This is a genomic window from Nocardioides fonticola (assembly GCF_039536805.1).
In the GTDB taxonomy this organism is placed as follows: Bacteria; Actinomycetota; Actinomycetes; order Propionibacteriales; family Nocardioidaceae; genus Nocardioides; species Nocardioides fonticola.
Genome location: NZ_BAAAZH010000001.1, coordinates 258,586 through 275,143, shown reverse-complemented (window position 1 = coordinate 275,143; position 16,558 = coordinate 258,586). Strand labels below are relative to the sequence as shown.

The 16,558-nt window shown below is 74.1% G+C and carries 21 protein-coding genes; 13 read left to right on the top strand and 8 right to left on the bottom strand.

Going from position 1 to position 16,558, the window contains the following annotated elements:
* Window positions 1–131: 131 nt before the first annotated feature.
* Window positions 132–752, top strand: coding sequence for a hypothetical protein (locus tag ABD671_RS01270; RefSeq protein ID WP_344731374.1), 621 nt, complete (start codon window positions 132–134; stop codon window positions 750–752).
* 31 nt (window positions 753–783) lie between these two features.
* The gene (locus ABD671_RS01265; RefSeq protein ID WP_344731373.1) at window positions 784–1,812 is read left to right on the top strand and encodes a DAPG hydrolase family protein; all 1,029 of its coding nucleotides are present in this window, start codon (window positions 784–786) and stop codon (window positions 1,810–1,812) included.
* Between the two features lie 37 nt (window positions 1,813–1,849).
* Here ABD671_RS01265 and ABD671_RS01260 read toward each other — a convergent pair whose 3' ends face one another.
* Window positions 1,850–2,578 (bottom strand): acetoacetate decarboxylase family protein, encoded by a 729-nt coding sequence (locus ABD671_RS01260; protein ID WP_344731372.1) that lies wholly within the window; start codon window positions 2,576–2,578, stop codon window positions 1,850–1,852.
* A gap of 155 nt (window positions 2,579–2,733) precedes the next feature.
* On the opposite strand from ABD671_RS01260, the gene egtB reads away from it, so the two are divergent.
* Together egtB and egtD are read left to right on the top strand one after the other, a co-directional pair.
* Window positions 2,734–4,074 (top strand): ergothioneine biosynthesis protein EgtB, encoded by a 1,341-nt coding sequence (gene egtB, locus ABD671_RS01255; RefSeq protein WP_344731371.1) that lies wholly within the window; start codon window positions 2,734–2,736, stop codon window positions 4,072–4,074.
* A complete protein-coding gene (gene egtD / locus ABD671_RS01250) occupies window positions 4,071–5,096 on the top strand; it encodes an L-histidine N(alpha)-methyltransferase (RefSeq protein ID WP_425574865.1) in 1,026 nt (341 codons plus the stop codon). The genes egtB and egtD overlap by 4 nt, the downstream gene beginning before the upstream one ends.
* Here egtD and ABD671_RS01245 read toward each other — a convergent pair.
* Window positions 5,057–5,338 (bottom strand): DUF427 domain-containing protein, encoded by a 282-nt coding sequence (locus ABD671_RS01245; protein ID WP_344731370.1) that lies wholly within the window; start codon window positions 5,336–5,338, stop codon window positions 5,057–5,059. The genes egtD and ABD671_RS01245 overlap by 40 nt on opposite strands.
* Window positions 5,339–5,484: 146 nt before the next feature.
* Between ABD671_RS01245 and ABD671_RS01240 the strand changes: the two genes are divergently transcribed.
* The 3 genes from ABD671_RS01240 (at window position 5,485) to ABD671_RS01230 (ending at window position 8,400) form a co-directional block, all read left to right on the top strand.
* A complete protein-coding gene (locus tag ABD671_RS01240) occupies window positions 5,485–5,826 on the top strand; it encodes a FeoA family protein (protein WP_344731369.1) in 342 nt (113 codons plus the stop codon).
* 70 nt (window positions 5,827–5,896) lie between these two features.
* Entirely contained in the window at window positions 5,897–7,786 is a 1,890-nt protein-coding gene (gene feoB / locus ABD671_RS01235; protein ID WP_425574869.1) for a ferrous iron transporter B, read from the top strand.
* A 23-nt stretch (window positions 7,787–7,809) separates the two neighbouring features.
* Entirely contained in the window at window positions 7,810–8,400 is a 591-nt protein-coding gene (locus tag ABD671_RS01230; protein WP_344731368.1) for a NifU family protein, read from the top strand.
* Here the strand turns inward: ABD671_RS01230 and ABD671_RS01225 are convergent.
* Window positions 8,387–8,824: a hypothetical protein gene (locus ABD671_RS01225; RefSeq protein ID WP_344731367.1), complete on the bottom strand. Its 438-nt coding sequence runs from the start codon at window positions 8,822–8,824 to the stop codon at window positions 8,387–8,389. The genes ABD671_RS01230 and ABD671_RS01225 overlap by 14 nt on opposite strands.
* A 115-nt stretch (window positions 8,825–8,939) precedes the next feature.
* On the opposite strand from ABD671_RS01225, the gene ABD671_RS01220 reads away from it, so the two are divergent.
* Complete coding sequence (locus ABD671_RS01220) at window positions 8,940–10,043, top strand: phosphatase PAP2 family protein (RefSeq protein WP_344731366.1); 1,104 nt, start codon at window positions 8,940–8,942, stop codon at window positions 10,041–10,043.
* The gene (locus ABD671_RS01215; RefSeq protein ID WP_344731365.1) at window positions 10,040–12,025 is read left to right on the top strand and encodes an MFS transporter; all 1,986 of its coding nucleotides are present in this window, start codon (window positions 10,040–10,042) and stop codon (window positions 12,023–12,025) included. Before ABD671_RS01220 ends, ABD671_RS01215 begins: the two co-directional genes overlap by 4 nt.
* A gap of 37 nt (window positions 12,026–12,062) precedes the next feature.
* On the opposite strand, the gene rpsN is transcribed toward ABD671_RS01215, so the two are convergent.
* Genes rpsN through rpmB form a run of 3 tightly spaced genes read right to left on the bottom strand, consistent with a single transcriptional unit; the run spans window position 12,063 to window position 12,771 of the window.
* Window positions 12,063–12,368 carry a 30S ribosomal protein S14 gene (gene rpsN / locus ABD671_RS01210; RefSeq protein WP_344731364.1) on the bottom strand — a complete coding sequence of 102 codons (306 nt, stop codon included), beginning with the start codon at window positions 12,366–12,368 and terminating at the stop codon, window positions 12,063–12,065.
* Entirely contained in the window at window positions 12,368–12,538 is a 171-nt protein-coding gene (gene rpmG / locus ABD671_RS01205) for a 50S ribosomal protein L33 (RefSeq protein ID WP_344731363.1), read from the bottom strand. Before rpmG ends, rpsN begins: the two co-directional genes overlap by 1 nt.
* A complete protein-coding gene (gene rpmB / locus ABD671_RS01200) occupies window positions 12,538–12,771 on the bottom strand; it encodes a 50S ribosomal protein L28 (protein WP_344731362.1) in 234 nt (77 codons plus the stop codon). The genes rpmG and rpmB overlap by 1 nt, the downstream gene beginning before the upstream one ends.
* 56 nt (window positions 12,772–12,827) lie before the next feature.
* Here rpmB and ABD671_RS01195 point away from each other — a divergent pair, with 56 nt between their 5' ends.
* Genes ABD671_RS01195 through ykgO form a run of 4 tightly spaced genes read left to right on the top strand, consistent with a single transcriptional unit; the run spans window position 12,828 to window position 14,507 of the window.
* Window positions 12,828–13,097, top strand: coding sequence for a type B 50S ribosomal protein L31 (locus tag ABD671_RS01195; RefSeq protein ID WP_344731361.1), 270 nt, complete (start codon window positions 12,828–12,830; stop codon window positions 13,095–13,097).
* Window positions 13,097–14,176 carry a CobW family GTP-binding protein gene (locus ABD671_RS01190; RefSeq protein WP_344731360.1) on the top strand — a complete coding sequence of 360 codons (1,080 nt, stop codon included), beginning with the start codon at window positions 13,097–13,099 and terminating at the stop codon, window positions 14,174–14,176. Before ABD671_RS01195 ends, ABD671_RS01190 begins: the two co-directional genes overlap by 1 nt.
* A gap of 2 nt (window positions 14,177–14,178) precedes the next feature.
* On the top strand, window positions 14,179–14,388 hold the full coding sequence (gene rpmF / locus ABD671_RS01185; protein WP_344731359.1) for a 50S ribosomal protein L32: 210 nt from the start codon (window positions 14,179–14,181) through the stop codon (window positions 14,386–14,388).
* Window positions 14,385–14,507, top strand: a complete 123-nt coding sequence (gene ykgO / locus ABD671_RS01180) for a type B 50S ribosomal protein L36 (RefSeq protein ID WP_344731358.1) — start codon at window positions 14,385–14,387, stop codon at window positions 14,505–14,507. The genes rpmF and ykgO overlap by 4 nt, the downstream gene beginning before the upstream one ends.
* Here ykgO and ABD671_RS01175 read toward each other — a convergent pair.
* Together ABD671_RS01175 and ABD671_RS01170 are read right to left on the bottom strand one after the other, a co-directional pair.
* Window positions 14,488–15,825: a sensor histidine kinase gene (locus ABD671_RS01175; protein WP_344731357.1), complete on the bottom strand. Its 1,338-nt coding sequence runs from the start codon at window positions 15,823–15,825 to the stop codon at window positions 14,488–14,490. The genes ykgO and ABD671_RS01175 overlap by 20 nt on opposite strands.
* A 29-nt stretch (window positions 15,826–15,854) precedes the next feature.
* A complete protein-coding gene (locus tag ABD671_RS01170; RefSeq protein ID WP_344731356.1) occupies window positions 15,855–16,538 on the bottom strand; it encodes a response regulator transcription factor in 684 nt (227 codons plus the stop codon).
* Between the last annotated feature and the right edge of the window lie 20 nt (window positions 16,539–16,558).

The window sequence follows — 16,558 nt, the reverse complement described above, 5'->3', positions numbered from 1 at the left end:
TGCTCCTTGCCGGGTGAGGGTGTCGATGCCTCGAGCTTGAACCCCCTAGGGGGATAGGTGTCAGGGGCGGAGGTCCCGCCCGCGCGGGTCGCTCGGCCGTCCGCGCCATCACGCGCCACTACGCTCCGCCCATGACGTCCCCGGAGTTCCGCAGGTCCGGTGCCTGGCTCCCCGCGCTCGTCCTGGCGGCGACGATCGCCCAGCTCGCGGTCGCGACGTTCGTGCCGATCGACCGGTTCGAGGGCAAGGCGTTCGGGGCGCGGCTGATCGCCTACCCGCTGATGATGCTGGTGGCGCCGGCACTGTGGTGGTGGGTGGTCGGACGCCGCCCCAGCGGCCCCGGCCGCCCCGCCGACGCCCCGTTCGGCGCCTTCGCCCTGGTGATGCTGCCGTTCCTCATCGACGTCACCGGCAACAGCCTCGACCTCTACGACTCGATCGAGTGGTGGGACGACGCCAACCACTTCGTCAACTGGTTCCTGCTGCTCACGGGCATCGGGCTGCTCGTCGTCCGGCCGGGCCGCCCCGTGCTGGAGACCGTCCTGTTCGTCGGCGGCCTGGGTGCCGTGCTCGCCATCGGCTGGGAGCTGGGGGAGTACTGGACCTTCATCCGGCACGGCACCGAGCTCGACACCGCCTACACCGACACGCTGGGCGACGAGACCCTGGGCACGCTCGGAGCGCTCCTGGCCGGCGTCGTCGTCGCCCGGGGCGCCCGCGCCCGGTCGCGGTCCGGGACATCCGACCGTTGACCTGCGGGGGTGCTGCGGCCACCCTGCGGCTGTGGTCCCTCCCCGTCCCACCTCCCTGACCCGACGGGTCGCGTTGCGGACGCCGGCGCTCGCCGCGCTGGCCGCCGTGTGGCGTCCCGGTGGCGCCTCTGCCGCGGGTGCCGCCGCACCCGCCCGAGACCTCATCCCCGGCATCCCTGGCCTCCCGGAGGTGCCGCCCCTCATCGGCAGCGGCGGTGAGCCGTCGACGGTCGATGTCAACGAGCCGCGCTACCTCGGCTACTCACCGGCCGACCGCAAGCGGCCCTACGCGGACTTCATGGAGTCGGCCACCCAGCCGGCCCAGGATCACCTGGTCGAGGCCTACTGGGGTCCGCAGACGCCGACCGCGAAGATCCCGCCGTTGAGCGCGCTGGCCGACGACCTCAACGGGCGCGGGTACAGCACCGTCGAGAACGGGTACGGCAGCGTCGGCGGCAGCCAGGTGTGGGCGGCCGCCCTGACCCGGATGCCCGGGGTCACCGCGGCGATGTGGGACTGGTGGTTCGGCTGGCACAGCAGCGAGTCGGCCCGCTACCGGCTCTGGCACCCCGACTCCCACGCCTACGCCGCCCTGCGCCACGACCGGACGACGGTCGCCGGGCTCACCGACCGGCAGCGCTACGTGGGCAACACCAGCTACGTCGACGAGTTCATCGGCGGCCAGCTCGAGCAGTTGGCCATCACCTTCCTCGACCCGGCCAGCGCCGGGCTGCGCACCTCCGACGACGTCACGGTGGTCTACGGGCGGGTCGCCAGCAGTCAGGCGCCGCTGTCGCTCGGGGTGCTCGCCCACCAGGTGCGGCCGGTGCGGGGCGGTGCCGAGATGCGCTCGCGCTTCTACCTCAACGTGCCCGGCCTGGCCGACCTCGACCTCATCGCCGCGCAGGCGGCGCACAACCGCGGCGACCTGCCCCAGATCGTGCAGCGCATCCCGTTCACCGTCGACTTCGCGCGCAGCCTGATGGAGCACTGCGGCCGGGAGATGAACCACCTCGCGCGGTTCCTGCCCGACCTCTACGCCCAGCGCAAGCGCCTCTGACGGCGTCGCGCCCGACCGTCGAGGTGGGCCGCGGCGCTCAGGCGAAGGCCGGCTCGCCGAGGGTGAAGCGGGAGGACTCGACGACGGCGCCGAGTCGGCGTCCGCCGCGCAGCACGGTGCCGAGGCGACCCGACGAGCGCACCGTGACGGTGATCAGCGCGGGGCGCACCCGGCCGGACGCCGTCATCGGGCACCGTCCGAGGCCCTCGGCGGGGAACTCCTGGAGCATCGTGACCCGGGTGCGCACCGGGACGGCGGGGCCGAGCGGTCGCACCGAGGTCGTGATCTCCCAGTCGCCATGGGCCACGTCGTCGACCCCGCGGGCCACCACGGTGCGGTCGTGCCCCGGCGTCCCCTCGAAGGCGGCCAGCGACTTCGGCAGCGCCCAGTTGGTGCGCCCGCCGACGAGGCTGGCGGGGGAGTCGACGGCCATGAAGGGCACCGACACCCACGGACGGCGTCCCTCCAGCCCGGCGACCAGGGCGAGCGCCTCGCCGTAGGGGCCGACCGGTGTCGACTCGTACTGCACGAGCCCACCGGTCACGGCCAGCGCGCGACGTCCGCGCAGCGGGGCGGCGAGGGAGGCGGCTGCCGCGGATCCGCCGCGCTCGGTCCACACGACGGCCGAGCAGACGCAGTCCCACGGGGCCGGGGCGAGGTTCGCGGGCAGGGTGGCCAGCAGGGCCTCGCTGAGCAGGTTCTCCGGCAGGCCCCACACGCCGGTGAGCTCGGGGCGGTCGCGCAGGGGAGCGGCAGGCGTCGTCACGTCGGCAGGGTAGGCGCCGCCGACGGCCCATGGATCGATGATTCCGGCCATCTGCGCCTCGGTGCGCGCCTGCCACGACCCGGATCGCCGCGATGTCACCGGATCGTCAGATCCGGGTGAGGTCCGTTGTGGGTGGTCGGTGTCAGGCTGGGGACATGCGGACCGCTCCCGAGACCGACCTCGCCGCCCCCGAGCCCGCCCCCGAGCCCGCCCCCGACCTCGAGACCGCCGAGGGGCTGCTCGCCCGCTACGACGAGGTGCGCGGGTACACCGAGCTGCTCGCCGCCCCGCTCTCGCCCGAGGACCAGACCGTCCAGTCGATGCCCGACGTCTCGCCCACCAAGTGGCACCGCGCGCACGTCACCTGGTTCTTCGAGACCTTCCTGCTGGCCGAGCACGAGAGCGGTTTCGCGCCGTTCCAGGACCAGTACTGGTTCCTGTTCAACAGCTACTACGAGGCCGTCGGCCCGCGGTACTCCCGGCCGCTGCGCGGGGTCATCTCGCGGCCGGGTGCGCACGACGTCGGGCTCTACCGCCGCAACGTCGACGACCGCCTGCGCGACCTCGTCGCGCGCTCCGATGACGGCACCCTCGCCAAGCTCCGGCCCCTCATGGAGCTCGGCTTCCATCACGAGCAGCAGCACCAGGAGCTGCTGCTGATGGACATCAAGCACGTGCTGAGCCTCAACCCCCTCCAGCCGGTCTACGCGGGCCGCCCGGCGCCGGGGCCGGCCGGCGGCCCCGGCGAGCCCGACCCGCTCGGCTGGGTCGGTTTCGAGGGCGGCCTGGTCGAGATCGGCCACCGCAGCGAGGCCTTCTGCTTCGACAACGAGCTGCCCCTGCACCAGCAGTGGCTCCCGCCCTACCGCCTGGCCGATCGCCTCGTCACCAACGGCGAGTGGCTGGCCTTCATCGCCGACGGCGGCTACCGGCGTCCGGAGCTGTGGCTCTCCGACGGGTGGGCGCGCGTCCAGGCCGAGGGGTGGGAGGCGCCGTTCTACTGGCGCGAGACCGACGGCGTCTGGCACGAGCACACGCTGCACGGCACCGTCGTCCTCGACCCTGCGGCGCCTGTCTGCCACGTGAGCCACTACGAGGCCGACGCCTACGCCACCTGGGCCGGCAAGCGTCTGCCCACCGAGGCCGAGTGGGAGCACGCGGCCCGCATCGCCGAGGCCGACGCCGGCCCGGCCAACCTCGCCGACCTCGAGACCTTCCACCCGCGACCGGCCGGCGCCCCGGGCAGCCTGCGTCAGCTCTTCGGCGACTGCTGGGAGTGGACGGCGTCGGCCTACCTGCCCTACCCCGGCTTCCGGCCGGCGGCCGGTGCGATCGGGGAGTACAACGGCAAGTTCATGTCCAACCAGATGGTGCTGCGCGGCGGCTGCGCCCTGACGCCGCCGGGCCACACGCGTGCGACCTACCGCAACTTCTTCCCGCCCGGCGCCCGCTGGCCGCTCACGGGCGTGCGGCTCGCCGACGGCGGCGCGGCGTGACGCGGGCGCAGGCGCCGGCGCCGCTGCTGGAGCTGCTCGATCCGAGCTCGTTGCGCGACGCCCTGCTGACCGACGCCCGCGCCGGCCTGACGGCCAGCCCGAAGGCGCTGCCCCCGAAGTACTTCTACGACGCCCGCGGCAGCGAGCTGTTCGAGGAGATCACCCGGCTGCCCGAGTATTACCCGACCCGCGCCGAGCGCGGCCTCCTGCGGGCGCACGCGGCGGAGATCGTCGCTGCCGCGGGTGCCGAGGCGCTGGTCGAGCTGGGCTCGGGCTCCTCGGAGAAGACCGGACTGCTGCTCGACGCGCTCGCCGCGGCCGGGTCCGCCGGCGCCTACGTGCCGGTCGACGTCAGTCCCGCGGCCCTGCGAGGCGCGGTGGCCGAGCTCGCGGCGTCGCGTCCGGCCCTGCGGGTCGAGCCCGTCGTCGCCGACTTCGAGGACCCCGACCACCTGCGGGCTCTTCCGCGGCCCGGTCGCCGTCTGGTGGCCTTCCTCGGCGGCACCATCGGCAACCTCGTCCCCGCGGAGCGCCGTCGCTTCCTCGGCCGCATCGCCGACATGCTCGACCCGGGCGAGTCGATGCTGCTCGGCGTCGACCTGGTCAAGGACGCCGACCGGCTGGTCGCCGCCTACGACGACGCCGCCGGCGTCACCGCTGCGTTCAACCGCAACGTGCTGCGCGTGCTCGACCGCGAGCTCGGCGCCGACTTCGATCCCGACGACTTCGAGCACGTCGCGCTGTGGGACCCCGAGCAGGAGTGGATCGAGATGCGGCTGCGCGCCCGCACCGCCCGCGCCGTCCGGGTCGCCGACCTCGGGCTCACCGTGCTCTTCGAGCAGGGCGAGGAGATGCGTACCGAGATCTCCGCGAAGTTCCGGCGGGCGGGCATCGAGGCCGAGCTGGACGCCGTCGGCCTGACGCCGGCCGGGTGGTGGACCGATGGCGACTTCGCCCTGGTGCTGGCCCGCAGCGGCGCGCCTCAGTCGGTGACGGTGACGCCCTTCCAGAAGGCGACGTAGCCGGTGATCTCCGCGGCCGCGTGCTTCGGGTCGGGGTAGTACCAGGCGGCCTGGGGGTTGCGGGCGCCGTCGACCTCGAGATCGAAGTAGCTCGCGGTGCCCTTCCAGCCGCACACGGTGGTGTGGTCGGAGGGGCGCAGCAGCTCCTCGACCACGCTCTCGCGGGGGAAGTAGTGGTTGCCCTCCACCACGACGGTGGCGTCGCTCTCGGCGATCACGGTGTCGTTCCACACAGCCTTCATGTCTCGAGCGTAGACGGGGGTGACGAAGGTCCCTGGCCGTGTGGGGAGGTCCGATCTACGCTGATGCCTGGGTGAGTGAGGTAAGCCTTTGCTACGCTCGATGTGAAGCCCGGGTAACGGGGCCGGTCCAGGTGCAGGAGTCGTCGATGTCGGTGATGTCGGTCGTGAGCATGCGACGCCGCGCGCTCGCCGCCCAGACGGCCCCGACCGCCCCGACGGCTCCGACCGCCCCGGCCGCGGTGCTGACCGGCACCGGTCTCAGCCTCGCCGACCTCACCCGCGGCGACGCCGGCGTCGTCGCCGGCATCGAGGCGGCCGACCCGGCCGCCGCCCACCGCCTGCTCGACCTCGGCTTCGTCCCCGGTACTCCGGTCGAGGTGGTCCGCCGGGCCCCGCTGCGCGACCCGGTCGTCTACCGCGTGGCCGGCTACGAGATCGCCCTGCGCCGCGCGCAGGCCGCCTGCATCCGCATCTCCCCGCTCACGTGAGCCGGTCGGCGTGAGCGACCACTGCGGTCCTCCGTCCGCCGGGGGAGTCGCCCTCGTCGGGGCGCGCCGCATCGCCCTGGTCGGCAGCCCCAACTCGGGCAAGACCACCCTGTTCAACGCGCTCACCGGACTGCGCGCCAAGACCGGCAACTACCCCGGCGTCACCGTCACCCGGTACGAGGGCATCGCCGAGGTCGGTGCCGGGGGCCAGGTGGTGCTCGAGGACCTGCCCGGCACCTACAGCCTGGTCGCCATCAGCCCCGACGAGCAGATCGTCGCCTCGGTCCTCGACCCCGCCGACGAGGGCACGGCCACCCCGGAGGGTCTGCTCGTCACCCTCGACGCCACCACGATGCGGCGCTCGCTGCGGCTGGTGGCGCAGGTGCTGCGCCGCGGTCTGCCGGTCTGCGTGGTGCTGACCTTCACCGACGAGCTGACCCGTCGCCAGGGCCGCGTCGACGTCGCCGCGCTGCGCCGCGCCCTCGGCGTCCCGGTGGTCGCCGTCGTCGGCGGACGCCGCCAGCAGCTCGCCGACCTGCGCGACCTGATGGCCGACCCGTCCTCGTGGTCGCGCCCCGTCGTCCCGCCGCCGGCCGAGCCCGAGGAGGTCGGTGCCTGGATCGAGTCGGTGCTCGGCGCCGCCGGGTACTCCGCTCCGCAGATCGACGAACGCACCCGTCGGCTCGACGCCGTGCTGCTGCATCCCGTGTGGGGCACGTTGGTCTTCTTCGCCACGATGTTCGCGTTCTTCCAGATCATCTTCGCGGTGGCGGCACCCGCCCAGGCCGGCATCGAGTCGGTGTTCGCCTGGCTGGGCGATCAGGCCCGCACCCGGGTGGGCATCGACTGGCTGGCCGCCTTCATCGCCGACGGGCTGATCGGCGGCGTCGGCGGCGTCGTGGTCTTCCTGCCCCAGATCGCCCTGCTGTTCGTGCTGATCTCACTGCTCGAGGGCATCGGCTACCTGGCCCGCGCGGCCTTCCTCATGGACCGCGTCATGGCCCGCGCCGGTCTCGAGGGCCGCGCCTTCGTCGCGCTGCTGTCCTCCTTCGCCTGCGCCATCCCAGGCATCATGGCCACCCGCACCCTGCCCTCGACCCGCGACCGCATCGCGACCATGCTCGGTGCGCCGTTGATGACCTGCTCGGCACGGCTTCCGGTCTATGTGCTGCTCATCGGCCTTCTCGTCAGCCCCGACACGAGGGTCGGCCCGTTCGGCGTCCAGGGCCTGGTGATGTTCGCGCTCTACCTCGTCGGCGCGATCTCGGCGATGCTCACCGCCTGGCTGTTCAGCCGCATCGGGCGCTCGACCGGGCCGGCGCTGCCGTTCTACATGGAGATGCCGCCCTACCGACTGCCCTCGCTGCGGTCGGTAGCGCTGGCGGTCTGGGACGCCTGCCGGGGCTTCCTCTCCAAGGTCACCCGCATCATCCTCGGGACGACGATCGTCCTGTGGCTGCTGCTCAACCTGCCGGCGCCCAGCGACGACGAGCTGCGGGCCGCGGGGGTCGACCCGGCCGACACCACGGCGGTGGCGACCTACACGATCGACCACAGCCTGGCCGCCGACATCGGCCACGCCGTCGAGCCGGTCTTCGAACCGCTGGGCTTCGACTGGCGCATCAACGTCGGCGTGCTCGCCTCGCTCTCGGCGCGCGAGGTCTTCGTGGCCACGATGGGGCAGGTGGCGGCCGCCCAGAACCCCGACGACCCCGCCGACGCCCTCGCCACCATGCGGGTCCAGGAGGGCCCGCGGCAGGGTGAACTGCTCTTCACCCCGCCCGTGCTGGCGGCCCTGCTGGTGTTCTTCCTCTACGCGCTCCAGTGCATGTCGACCATCGCCGTGCTGCGCCGCGAGTCCGGGTCGTGGCGCTGGCCGGTCATCGCCTTCGGCTACCTCTTCGCCCTCGCCTGGGTGATGGCGGCCCTCACCCGGGTCGTCGTCGCGGCGGTGACCTGACGATGGCGCCCGCATCAGGCCCCGTGCCGGTGCATCCCGAGGCGGTCCCCGGTCGCCCCGAGGCGGTGCGCTGGGTGGTGCCGGCCGGTCTGCTGGGCTTCGTCGGCGAGCCGGCGCAGCTGCCCGGGCCCCTCGCCGCGCTGGTCGCCGACGGGCCGATCGCCCGGCTCGAGGTCGAGCCCGCGGGCGTCCTGATCGACCTGCGTCCCGAGGCCGACTGGGCGCAGGCGGGGGAGTCGGTGCGCGCGGCGCTCCAGCAGGCGCTCGCCCACCCCGAGGCCTGGTACCCGCCTCGCGACGTCGCGTCGCCGGCGGACGAGCGCCTCGCGGCCGCCGCCCGGCAGGTGCTGGCCGGCGAGGTCGGCGAGTACGCCCGCAGCCACGGCGGTGCGCTGGAGGTCGTGGCGGCCCACGACGGCGTCGTGGAGGTGCGGTTGGAGGGCACCTGCGAGGGCTGCCCGGCCGCAGGTCGCACGCTGGAGGAGCGGGTGCTCGTCGGCGTCCGGCGCCTCGATCCGAGTGTGCGGTCGGTCGTCGCCCGTCGCGTCGCGCCTGCGTCGGAGCCCTCGGGCCGGCGCCTGCTGCCGCTGTGGCCCCGCGTCAGAGGAGCGTGAGCAGGGCTCCCGCAGCGGCCACCACGGTGCCGGCGAAGCGCACGCGGTCGACGACCAGGAGCCGCCGCACCAGCGGGCCGCGATCGGCGGGGTCGCCCAACGCGCCGAGGCGTCCGTGGGTCGGTGCCGCCGCCACGGCGGTGGTGAGGAGAGCCACCGCCGAGCCCGCGTAGGCCACCCATGTGCCGAGATCGATCGGATCGCGCAACCGCACCGCGCAGGTGAGGAGCAGCAGGCCGTAGACCACGCCGACGATCGGGGTGATCCGGCGTCCGTGGCGCTCGTGCGCCGCCGTCCAGGACGCGGTGTCGAGGTCGGCCAGCGCCGGATACACCAGCAGCGTGACCACGCCCTGGAAGCCCAGGTGGAGGGTCGTGGCCACGGCGAGGGCCACCTCGGGGGTCCACTGCTCGCCGGCTGCCACGGCGACCAGTGTGCCGGGTCGCCCGCGCGGACGGGCGTCGCGGGGCGGCCACCGGGTACTCTCCAGGCGTGTCCGCCCCGGCCCCTCTCGCCCCGCCCTCCCCGGACCGGCCCGCATGAGCGTGCTCGCCGGGGTCCGTGGTCCCCGCACCGACGGCGGCACCGAGCGCTCGCCGCTCTCGGCCCGCCAGGAGGTCCTGCGGCTCAGCGCCCTGCTCTGGGGGCTGGCGATCGTCTTCGGCGCGATCACCCTGGCCCGCAGCGCGGCCCTCGGCATCCCGCTGCGCGATCCCGACGGCACGATCCTGCGCAACCGCCTCACCACCGCCGCCGAACTGGCGGTGCTGGCGATCCTCGCCGACTCGCTCGTCCGCGCGGTGCTCGCGCGGCGCCGCGGCGAGGGCGCCTGGTCGGCGGTGCGCCAGCGCTGGAACGGTGCCCGCCTCGTCCTGGTCGCCTCCGGCCTGCTCGGCTACCACGCGGTCTACTTCTGCTACCGCAACCTCAAGAGCTGGGACACCTACAACACCCCGCGTGACACCGAGCTGCTGGCCTTCGACAAGGCGCTGTTCCTCGGCAACCACCCGGCGGTCCTGCTCCACGACCTGCTCGGCCGTGACACCGCCGCCGACGTCCTCGCCTTCGTCTACCGCTCCTTCACCTACCTCATCGTCGCCTCCGTCGTCGGCTGCCTGGTGCTCATGCCGCGCATCCGCCAGGGCTACCTCATGCTCTTCGCCGCGACGTGGGCGTGGATCCTCGGCCTGGCCGGCTACTACCTCATCCCGTCCCTCGGCCCGTTCGCCTCGGCGCCCCAGGAGTTCGCGGGCCTGCGGTCCACCGCGATCACCGCCACCCAAGCCAAGTACCTCGCCGAGCGGGCGCAGATGCTGCACGACCCGTCGGTGAGCGGCGCCTTCCAGAGCATCTCGGCCTTCCCGAGCCTGCACGTGGGGGTCACCACCACCGTGCTCCTGGTGGCCTGGGTCTACGGCTTCCGACGGGTCGCTGCCGCCCTGGGCGTGTTCCTCGTCGGCACCATGCTCGCCACCATCTACTTCGGCTGGCACTTCGTCTCCGACGACGTCGCCGGCGTCGTGCTCGCGATCAGCGCGGTCACCCTCTCGCGGTGGTTCCTCGCCGGTTTCTCCTCGCTGCGCTGGGACGCCGTCACCGCCGTCGACGTCCGCCCCGACGCCGCCGAGGCGCCCCGGGGATGAGCCTGGTCGAGCGCACCGGAGAGGCGGTCGCCGTCGCGGACGGCGTCCCGGCCGCCGGTCCGCTGCTCCCCGGTGTGCCGCGCACCGGAGGGCCGACCGACGGGGGCGGTCGCCGTCGACGGCTGCTGCCCGACCCCGCCTCCCCGCAGGCCACCGTGCTGCTGGCGCTGGTGCTCGCGGGGCTCCTGCACCTGATCTGGTGGCGCTTCCTGGCCACCTCGGGCGGAGACATCGCCGCGCAGGACGCGTGGGCCGAGTTCGCTCGGGAGTACCCCGGCAGCGCCTACAACCTGGCCTGGTACGGCGGCATGCACCCGGTCTCCTACAGCGTCGCCTCGCCCTACCTCATGGCGCTGCTCGGCGTCCGCACGACGATGATCGTCAGCGGCACGCTGGCCGCCGGCGTGCTCGCCTGGCTGGTGGCCTACCGGGTCGAGCCGGGCTGGCGTCGCACGGCACCGGTGCTCGCCGCGGTGGTCGCACTCTTCGGCAACGCCGTCAGCGGCCGGGTGACGTTCGCCCTCGGCACCCTGTTCGCGCTCGTGGCGCTCAGCGCGGTGGTCGCCTGGCCCGAGAGTTGGCCGCGCTCCCGGCTCCTGCGCGGCATGATCGCGGCGCTCGCCGCGGGCCTGGCCACCGCCGGCAGCCCGGTCGCCGGCCTCTTCCTGGGCATCGTGGCCGCCGCCCTCTGGTTGCAGCGTCGTCGTCCGGCGGCCTACGCCCTCGGTGTGCCACCCGTCCTCGTCGTGGTGGTCTCCTCGGTGGTCTTCCCCTTCTCCGGGCGCCAGCCGATGACCTGGAACTCCGCGATCCTGCCGTGCGTGGCCGGGCTCGCGGTCGTCCTGCTGGCGCCGCGCGCCTGGCGGCTGAGCCGGCTGGGAGCCGCGCTCTACGTGCTCGCCGTCGTGCTCGCCTGGTTGATCCCCTCGCCGGTGGGCACGAACATCGGTCGCCTCGGCCTGCTCTTCGGCGGCGTCGTGCTGGTGGCCGTGCTCCTCGACCCGCGCCGCGACACCTCCTTCGCGAGCCGCACCCTGGGCCCCCGCGTCGCGCGGGTGCTGCTGGTGCTCGCGCTCATCACCAACGGCTCCTGGCAACTGGGAACCGCGCTGCGCGACGCGCTCACCTCGCGCCCGCCGGCGTCCTTCACCACCGATCTCGAGCCGCTGCTCGTGCAGCTGCGCACCCGCGGCGCCGGGCTCGGCCGGGTCGAGATGGTGCCCACGCGCAGCCACCGGGAGGCCTCGGCGATCGCGCCCTACCTGCCGCTCGCGAGGGGCTGGAACCGTCAGGCCGACGCCGAACGCAACCCGATCTTCTACCGCGATCGGCCCCTGACCGCGGGCGCCTACGAGCGCTGGCTGCACCGCTGGGCCGTGCGGTTCGTCGTGGTCGCGGCCGCCGAGCCCGACCCGGCCGCCCGCGAGGAGGCGGCCCTCATCGACACCGGCCTGCCCTACCTCGAGCGGGTGTGGGGCAACGCCGACTGGGACCTCTACGCGGTCGAGGACCCCACCCCGCTGGTCTCGCGACCCGCGCGGGTGCTGAGCTTCGATGCCGGTGGGCTGGTGCTCTCCACGCCGAAGGCGGGCCGGATCCTGGTGCGCATCGCGGCGTCCCCGTGGTTGACCCTCGTCGACGCGGACGGCGACGCGCTGCCGCGCCTGGACGACGACACTCCGCTCCCGACCGGAGGGGTCGATCTGCGGGCGATCCCGGGACTGCTGCCCGGCGTCGATGCCGATCGGATCAGCGCACCCGAGCCGCTCACGGTCGATCCCGGATCGCTCTCGTGTCTGGCAGGGCTGTCCGCCGAGCGGCCGCGGCAGGTCGAGCGCGGCAAGCGCTTCGACTTCGTGGTGCTGCACGCGGCCGCCCCGGGGACCTACCGCATCGCCGCGCCGTACTCCCTGCCGCGGGGCAGCACCTGCCCCGATGACGACGCGGGCGCCGCCGGCGGCGACGCAGCCGGCGCTCCCTGATCCCGGCGATCCGGGCGATCGCGGGTGCGCCGGACGCTCACCAACTCGACTTCCGGATGCCCGGCAGCTCGCCGTTGTGGGCCATGGTGCGGAAGGTGATGCGCGACGTCCCGGTCTTGCGCAGGTAGCCCCGCGGACGTCCGTCGACCTGGTCGCGGTTGCGCAGGCGCACCGGCGAGGCGTCGCGGGGGAGCCGCTGGAGCCCCCGCACGGCCTCGGCCTGCTCGGCCGATCCGGGGGCGGCGGTGCGCAGCTGCTCCTTCAGAGCCGCGCGGCGCTCGGCGTACCGCGCCACGATCTCCTCGCGCTTGCGCTGGGCCACGATCTTCGACCTCTTGGCCATCAGCGCTCCTCGCGGAAGTCGACGTGCCGGCGGATGCGCGGGTCGTACTTGCGCAGCACCAGGCGGTCGGGATCGTTGCGCCGGTTCTTGCGGGTGACGTAGGTGTAGCCCGTGCCGGCCGTCGAGCGGAGCTTGACGATGGGCCGGATCTCACTGCCGCGCGAGGCCATCAGAGCTCACCTCGCCGCTGCAGGTCGGCGACAACGGCGTCGATGCCGCGGGCGTCGATCACCTTGATGCCGCGGGTGCTGACCCGCAGCGTGATCGAACGGCCCAGGCTCGGCACGTAGTAGCGCTTGGACTGGATGTTGACGTCGAAGCGGCGCTTGGTGCGCCGGTGGGAGTGGGAGACCGCGTTCCCGAAACCGGGGGAGCGGCCGGTGACCTGGCACGTACGTGACATCGTCGCCTCTCTCTGGTCATAATGAGAATGATTATCATCATCGTAGAGAGGTCGCCGTGAAACCGCACATCCATCCCGCCTCGGGTCTCGTCGCCTTCCGTGATCGGTCGACGGGTCGGATCTTCCCGATCACCTCGACGCTCGCCGGGAGCCTGGAGAGGACGATCGAGTTCGAGGGCCGCACGCTCCCGCTGCTCGACGTCGACATCACCAGCGACTCCCACCCGTTCTGGACCGGTCAGCAGCGCACGCTGGACTCGGAGGGGCGCGTCGAGGCGTTCCGCCGCCGGTACGGGGCGCGGTCCGGCGCCGGCGAGGAGGCGTGATGCGCGTCCCCGTCGTCCTGCTCACCGGGGTGGCCCCCGAGCCGATGGCGGCCGCCATGCTGGCCGCCCAGTTCGACCTGCCCGGCGCCGTGGCCTGCCGCCACCACATCGACCCCGAGGCCCAGACCCTCACCCGGATCGTCAGCGACCTCAGCGGCGTCCTGGAGGAGGAGACGATCTCGCTGGAGCACGCCTGCGTGAGCTGCGCCCTGCGCGAGGACATCGTGCCCACGCTCGAACGGCTGGCCCGCGACGGTCGCTGGAGCTCGATCATCGCCCACCTGCCGCTCGGTGCCGAGGCCGAGCAGGCATGCCGGGTGCTCGCCATGAACACCCGGCTGGCCCGGCACCTGCGGGTCACCACCGTCGTCGCCGCCCTCGCCGGCGGGCGCCTCGAGCACGACCTGCTCGGCGACGACCTGCTGTGCGAGCGCGGCCACCACTCCTCCGAGGACGACATGCGCGGCGTGGGCGAGACCGCCTGCGCGATGGTCGAACTGGCCGACGTCGTGGTCGTCACCGACGACGCCGGCGAGCCCGACCCGCGTGCGCTCCGACTGCTGCGCACCATCGCCCGGCCCGACGCGCTGGTCGTGGCCGGGGTCGAGCACATCGACGGAGCCCTGCTCACCCTCGGCGCCCACCGTCCCGAGGTCGCGTTCGGGTGGTCCTCGCCCTACCGAGCCGAGGCGCTCCCGCCGGTGCTCGCCGACGACGTGTGGCGTCTCGACCTGCGTTCGCCGCACCCGTTCCACCCCGAGCGCCTCCTCGACCACCTCGAGGACCTCGGCGAGGGCACCCACCGCTCCCGCGGCTGCTTCTGGCTGCCCACCCGCCCCGGCCAGGCGCTCGTCTGGGACGGCGCCGGCGGCCAGCTGAGCATCGGCCGCGGCGAGGACTGGGGTCGCCGCGACCCCTTCACCCGGATCGTCCTCATCGGTGTCGGCGTCCCGCCCGCCCCGGTCAGCCGAGCCTTCGAGCGACTCCTGCTCACCCCCGACGAGGCGTCCGCCCGGTCGTGGAACACCCCCGAGGACGGCTTCGAGCCGTGGCTCGGCCCGATGCGAGAGGTCGCCTGACGATGGCCGTCCCGAAGCGCCGCATGTCGCGCAGCAACACCCGTCACCGTCGGTCGAGCTGGACCGCCAGCCGCCCCGACCTCGTGCCGGTCACGATCGACGGCGAGGAGTACCGCGTGCCGCGCCGGCTGGTGCGGGCGGTCTCCGCGGGCCTGGTCGACCCGGCCACCGGCCGCGCCCTCCCGAGCTCGGGAAGGAGGGAGGCACGATGAAGGTCCGCAACTCGCTGCGCTCGGTGAAGAACCAGCCCGGCTCGCAGATCGTGCGGCGCCGCGGGCGCCTGTACGTGATCAACAAGAAGAACCCGCGGCTCAAGACCCGCCAGGGCTGAGCGGCAGGGTCGGCAGACGCAGCTCGAAGACCGTCGTCCCCTCGGGGCCGGGATCGCCGATGCGCACCTCCCCGCCGATCGAGCGGGCTGCCCGGCGGGCGATCGCCAGCCCCAGGCCCGTGCCGTCGGCGCCGGAGGAGCCCGGGTCGAAGATCCGGTCCCGCAGCTCCTCGGTGACCCCGGTGCCGTCGTCGCCCACCCGCACGACGACGGCACCGGCCGACGAGGTGGCGGTGATCTCGACGTGCGAGCGGGCGTGGCGCACGGCGTTCTCGACCAGCGGCATCAGCGCCGTGGCCACGACGTCGGCGGGACCGGCGATCCGCTGCGGGTGGTGCAGGTCGATCGCGACGCGGACGCCGTCCGGCGCCAGCGCCTGCACCCGCTCGACGACGTCGGCCAGCAGGCAGCTCGCGTCGGGGGCGTCGGGATGGCGGGCCAGGTCGAGCAGGGTGGTGATCACCTCGCCCATCGCCTGCGCCGAGGCGGAGATGGCCTCCAGGTCGGCGCGCAGCTCCGCATCGACCCCGGTGCCCGGCGCGGCGCCACGGGCGCGGAGCAGGGCGAGGTCGGCCGACCCGCGGATGCCGGCGAGGGGCGTGCGCAACTCGTGGGCCAGCTCGGCGGTGAGCCGCTGCTCGGAGCGGATCGCCAGCGCCACCCGGTCGAGCAGGCGGTCGAGGGTGGCCGCGAGGGTCGTCAGCTCGTCGGTCGGCGGTCCGAGGTCGAAGCGGTGGCTGAGGTCGTGCGCGCTCCAGTCGGCGGCCCGCTCGGCCATGATCGTGACCGGCGCGAGTGCCCGGCGCGCGACCCGGCCGGCCACCACCGCGGCGATCGCCGTGGCCAGCAGCCCGAGCACGATGATCGCGGCGGTGACGTAGCCCTCCGAGCGCTCGTAGGGGTCGGTGTCCTGGCTGACGACGACGGTGCCGATGCGCTCGCCGGCACGGTCGAGCACCGGAGCGGCCAGCAGGCGCACGTCGTCGCCCCCGGACGCCGTGCCGGTGGCGCCGGAGGCCACCAGCTCGGCGGCGTCGCGCTCGGACTGCCGCGGGACCCCGCCCGCCACCGGGCGGCCCTCGAGGTCGTAGACGCCGGTGCCGGGATCGAGCGCGGTGGCCGGCACCCGCAGGCGCGAGCCGCGGCTGGCGTCCTCGATCAACTGCACGGAGGCCGTCGCCCGCGCCTGGAGCAGTTCGCGCACATCGCGGCCGGCAGTGGCGTCGAGGAGCAGGTGGAGCACCAGCCCGACGACGGCGACCAGACCGGCCACCGAGAGGGCGGTCGAGGTGACGATGCGCCGTCGGAACGAGCTCACGCCGGACCCGGCGGACGGAGAGCCGGCCATCACCGCAGTTCGAACCCGACGCCGCGGACCGTGTGCAGGCGCACCGGCGCCTCGACCTCCTCCAGCTTCGCGCGCAGGCGCCGCATGTAGGAGTCGACGGTGTTCTCGCTGACGGCGGCGCCGTCGGGCCACGCCGCGGCCACCACCGCGCGCCGGCGCACCACCTCGCCCGGCCGGGAGGTGATCGCCGCGAGCATGCGGAACTCGGTCGGCGTCAGCAGCACCGAGCGATCGCCGTGCACGATCGCGTGGCGTACCGGGTCGAGCACGAGCCCGGCCTCGGGATCGGCCGCGACGGCCCGGCTGCGGCGTCCCAACGCCTCGACCCGGGCGGTGAGCTCCTTGAGGTCGAAAGGCTTGGGCAGGTAGTCGTCACCGCCCGCGGCGAAGCCGGACAGCCGGTCGTGGACGGCGCCGAGCGCGGTCAGGAACAGCACCGGCGCGTGCTGCCCGCCGCTGCGCAGCGCCTGGCACAGGTCGCGGCCGTCGACGTCGGGCAGGCCGATGTCGAGCACCACGACGTCGAGGGCGGCCTCCCCGCCGAGGGCGCGCAACGCCTCCGCGCCGTCCCGGGTCGCCACCACCCGGTGCCCGGCGAGCTCGAGGGTGCCCACGACGATGCGGCGCAGCGTCGGGTCGTCCTCGCAGATGCCGACGGTGAGCACCTCCACCTCCTGCCTCACACTGCACGGTGACACGGGCG

Coding starts and splice junctions, on each gene's coding strand:
- ABD671_RS01270 (WP_344731374.1), top strand. CDS start 132: ATGACGTCCCCGGAGTTCCGCAGGTCCGGTGCCTGGCTCCCCGCGCTC.
- egtB (WP_344731371.1), top strand. CDS start 2,734: ATGCGGACCGCTCCCGAGACCGACCTCGCCGCCCCCGAGCCCGCCCCC.
- ABD671_RS01245 (WP_344731370.1), bottom strand. CDS start 5,338: ATGAAGGCTGTGTGGAACGACACCGTGATCGCCGAGAGCGACGCCACC.
- ABD671_RS01240 (WP_344731369.1), top strand. CDS start 5,485: ATGTCGGTGATGTCGGTCGTGAGCATGCGACGCCGCGCGCTCGCCGCC.
- ABD671_RS01220 (WP_344731366.1), top strand. CDS start 8,940: ATGAGCGTGCTCGCCGGGGTCCGTGGTCCCCGCACCGACGGCGGCACC.
- ABD671_RS01215 (WP_344731365.1), top strand. CDS start 10,040: ATGAGCCTGGTCGAGCGCACCGGAGAGGCGGTCGCCGTCGCGGACGGC.
- rpsN (WP_344731364.1), bottom strand. CDS start 12,368: ATGGCCAAGAGGTCGAAGATCGTGGCCCAGCGCAAGCGCGAGGAGATC.
- rpmG (WP_344731363.1), bottom strand. CDS start 12,538: ATGGCCTCGCGCGGCAGTGAGATCCGGCCCATCGTCAAGCTCCGCTCG.
- rpmB (WP_344731362.1), bottom strand. CDS start 12,771: ATGTCACGTACGTGCCAGGTCACCGGCCGCTCCCCCGGTTTCGGGAAC.
- ABD671_RS01190 (WP_344731360.1), top strand. CDS start 13,097: ATGCGCGTCCCCGTCGTCCTGCTCACCGGGGTGGCCCCCGAGCCGATG.
- rpmF (WP_344731359.1), top strand. CDS start 14,179: ATGGCCGTCCCGAAGCGCCGCATGTCGCGCAGCAACACCCGTCACCGT.
- ykgO (WP_344731358.1), top strand. CDS start 14,385: ATGAAGGTCCGCAACTCGCTGCGCTCGGTGAAGAACCAGCCCGGCTCG.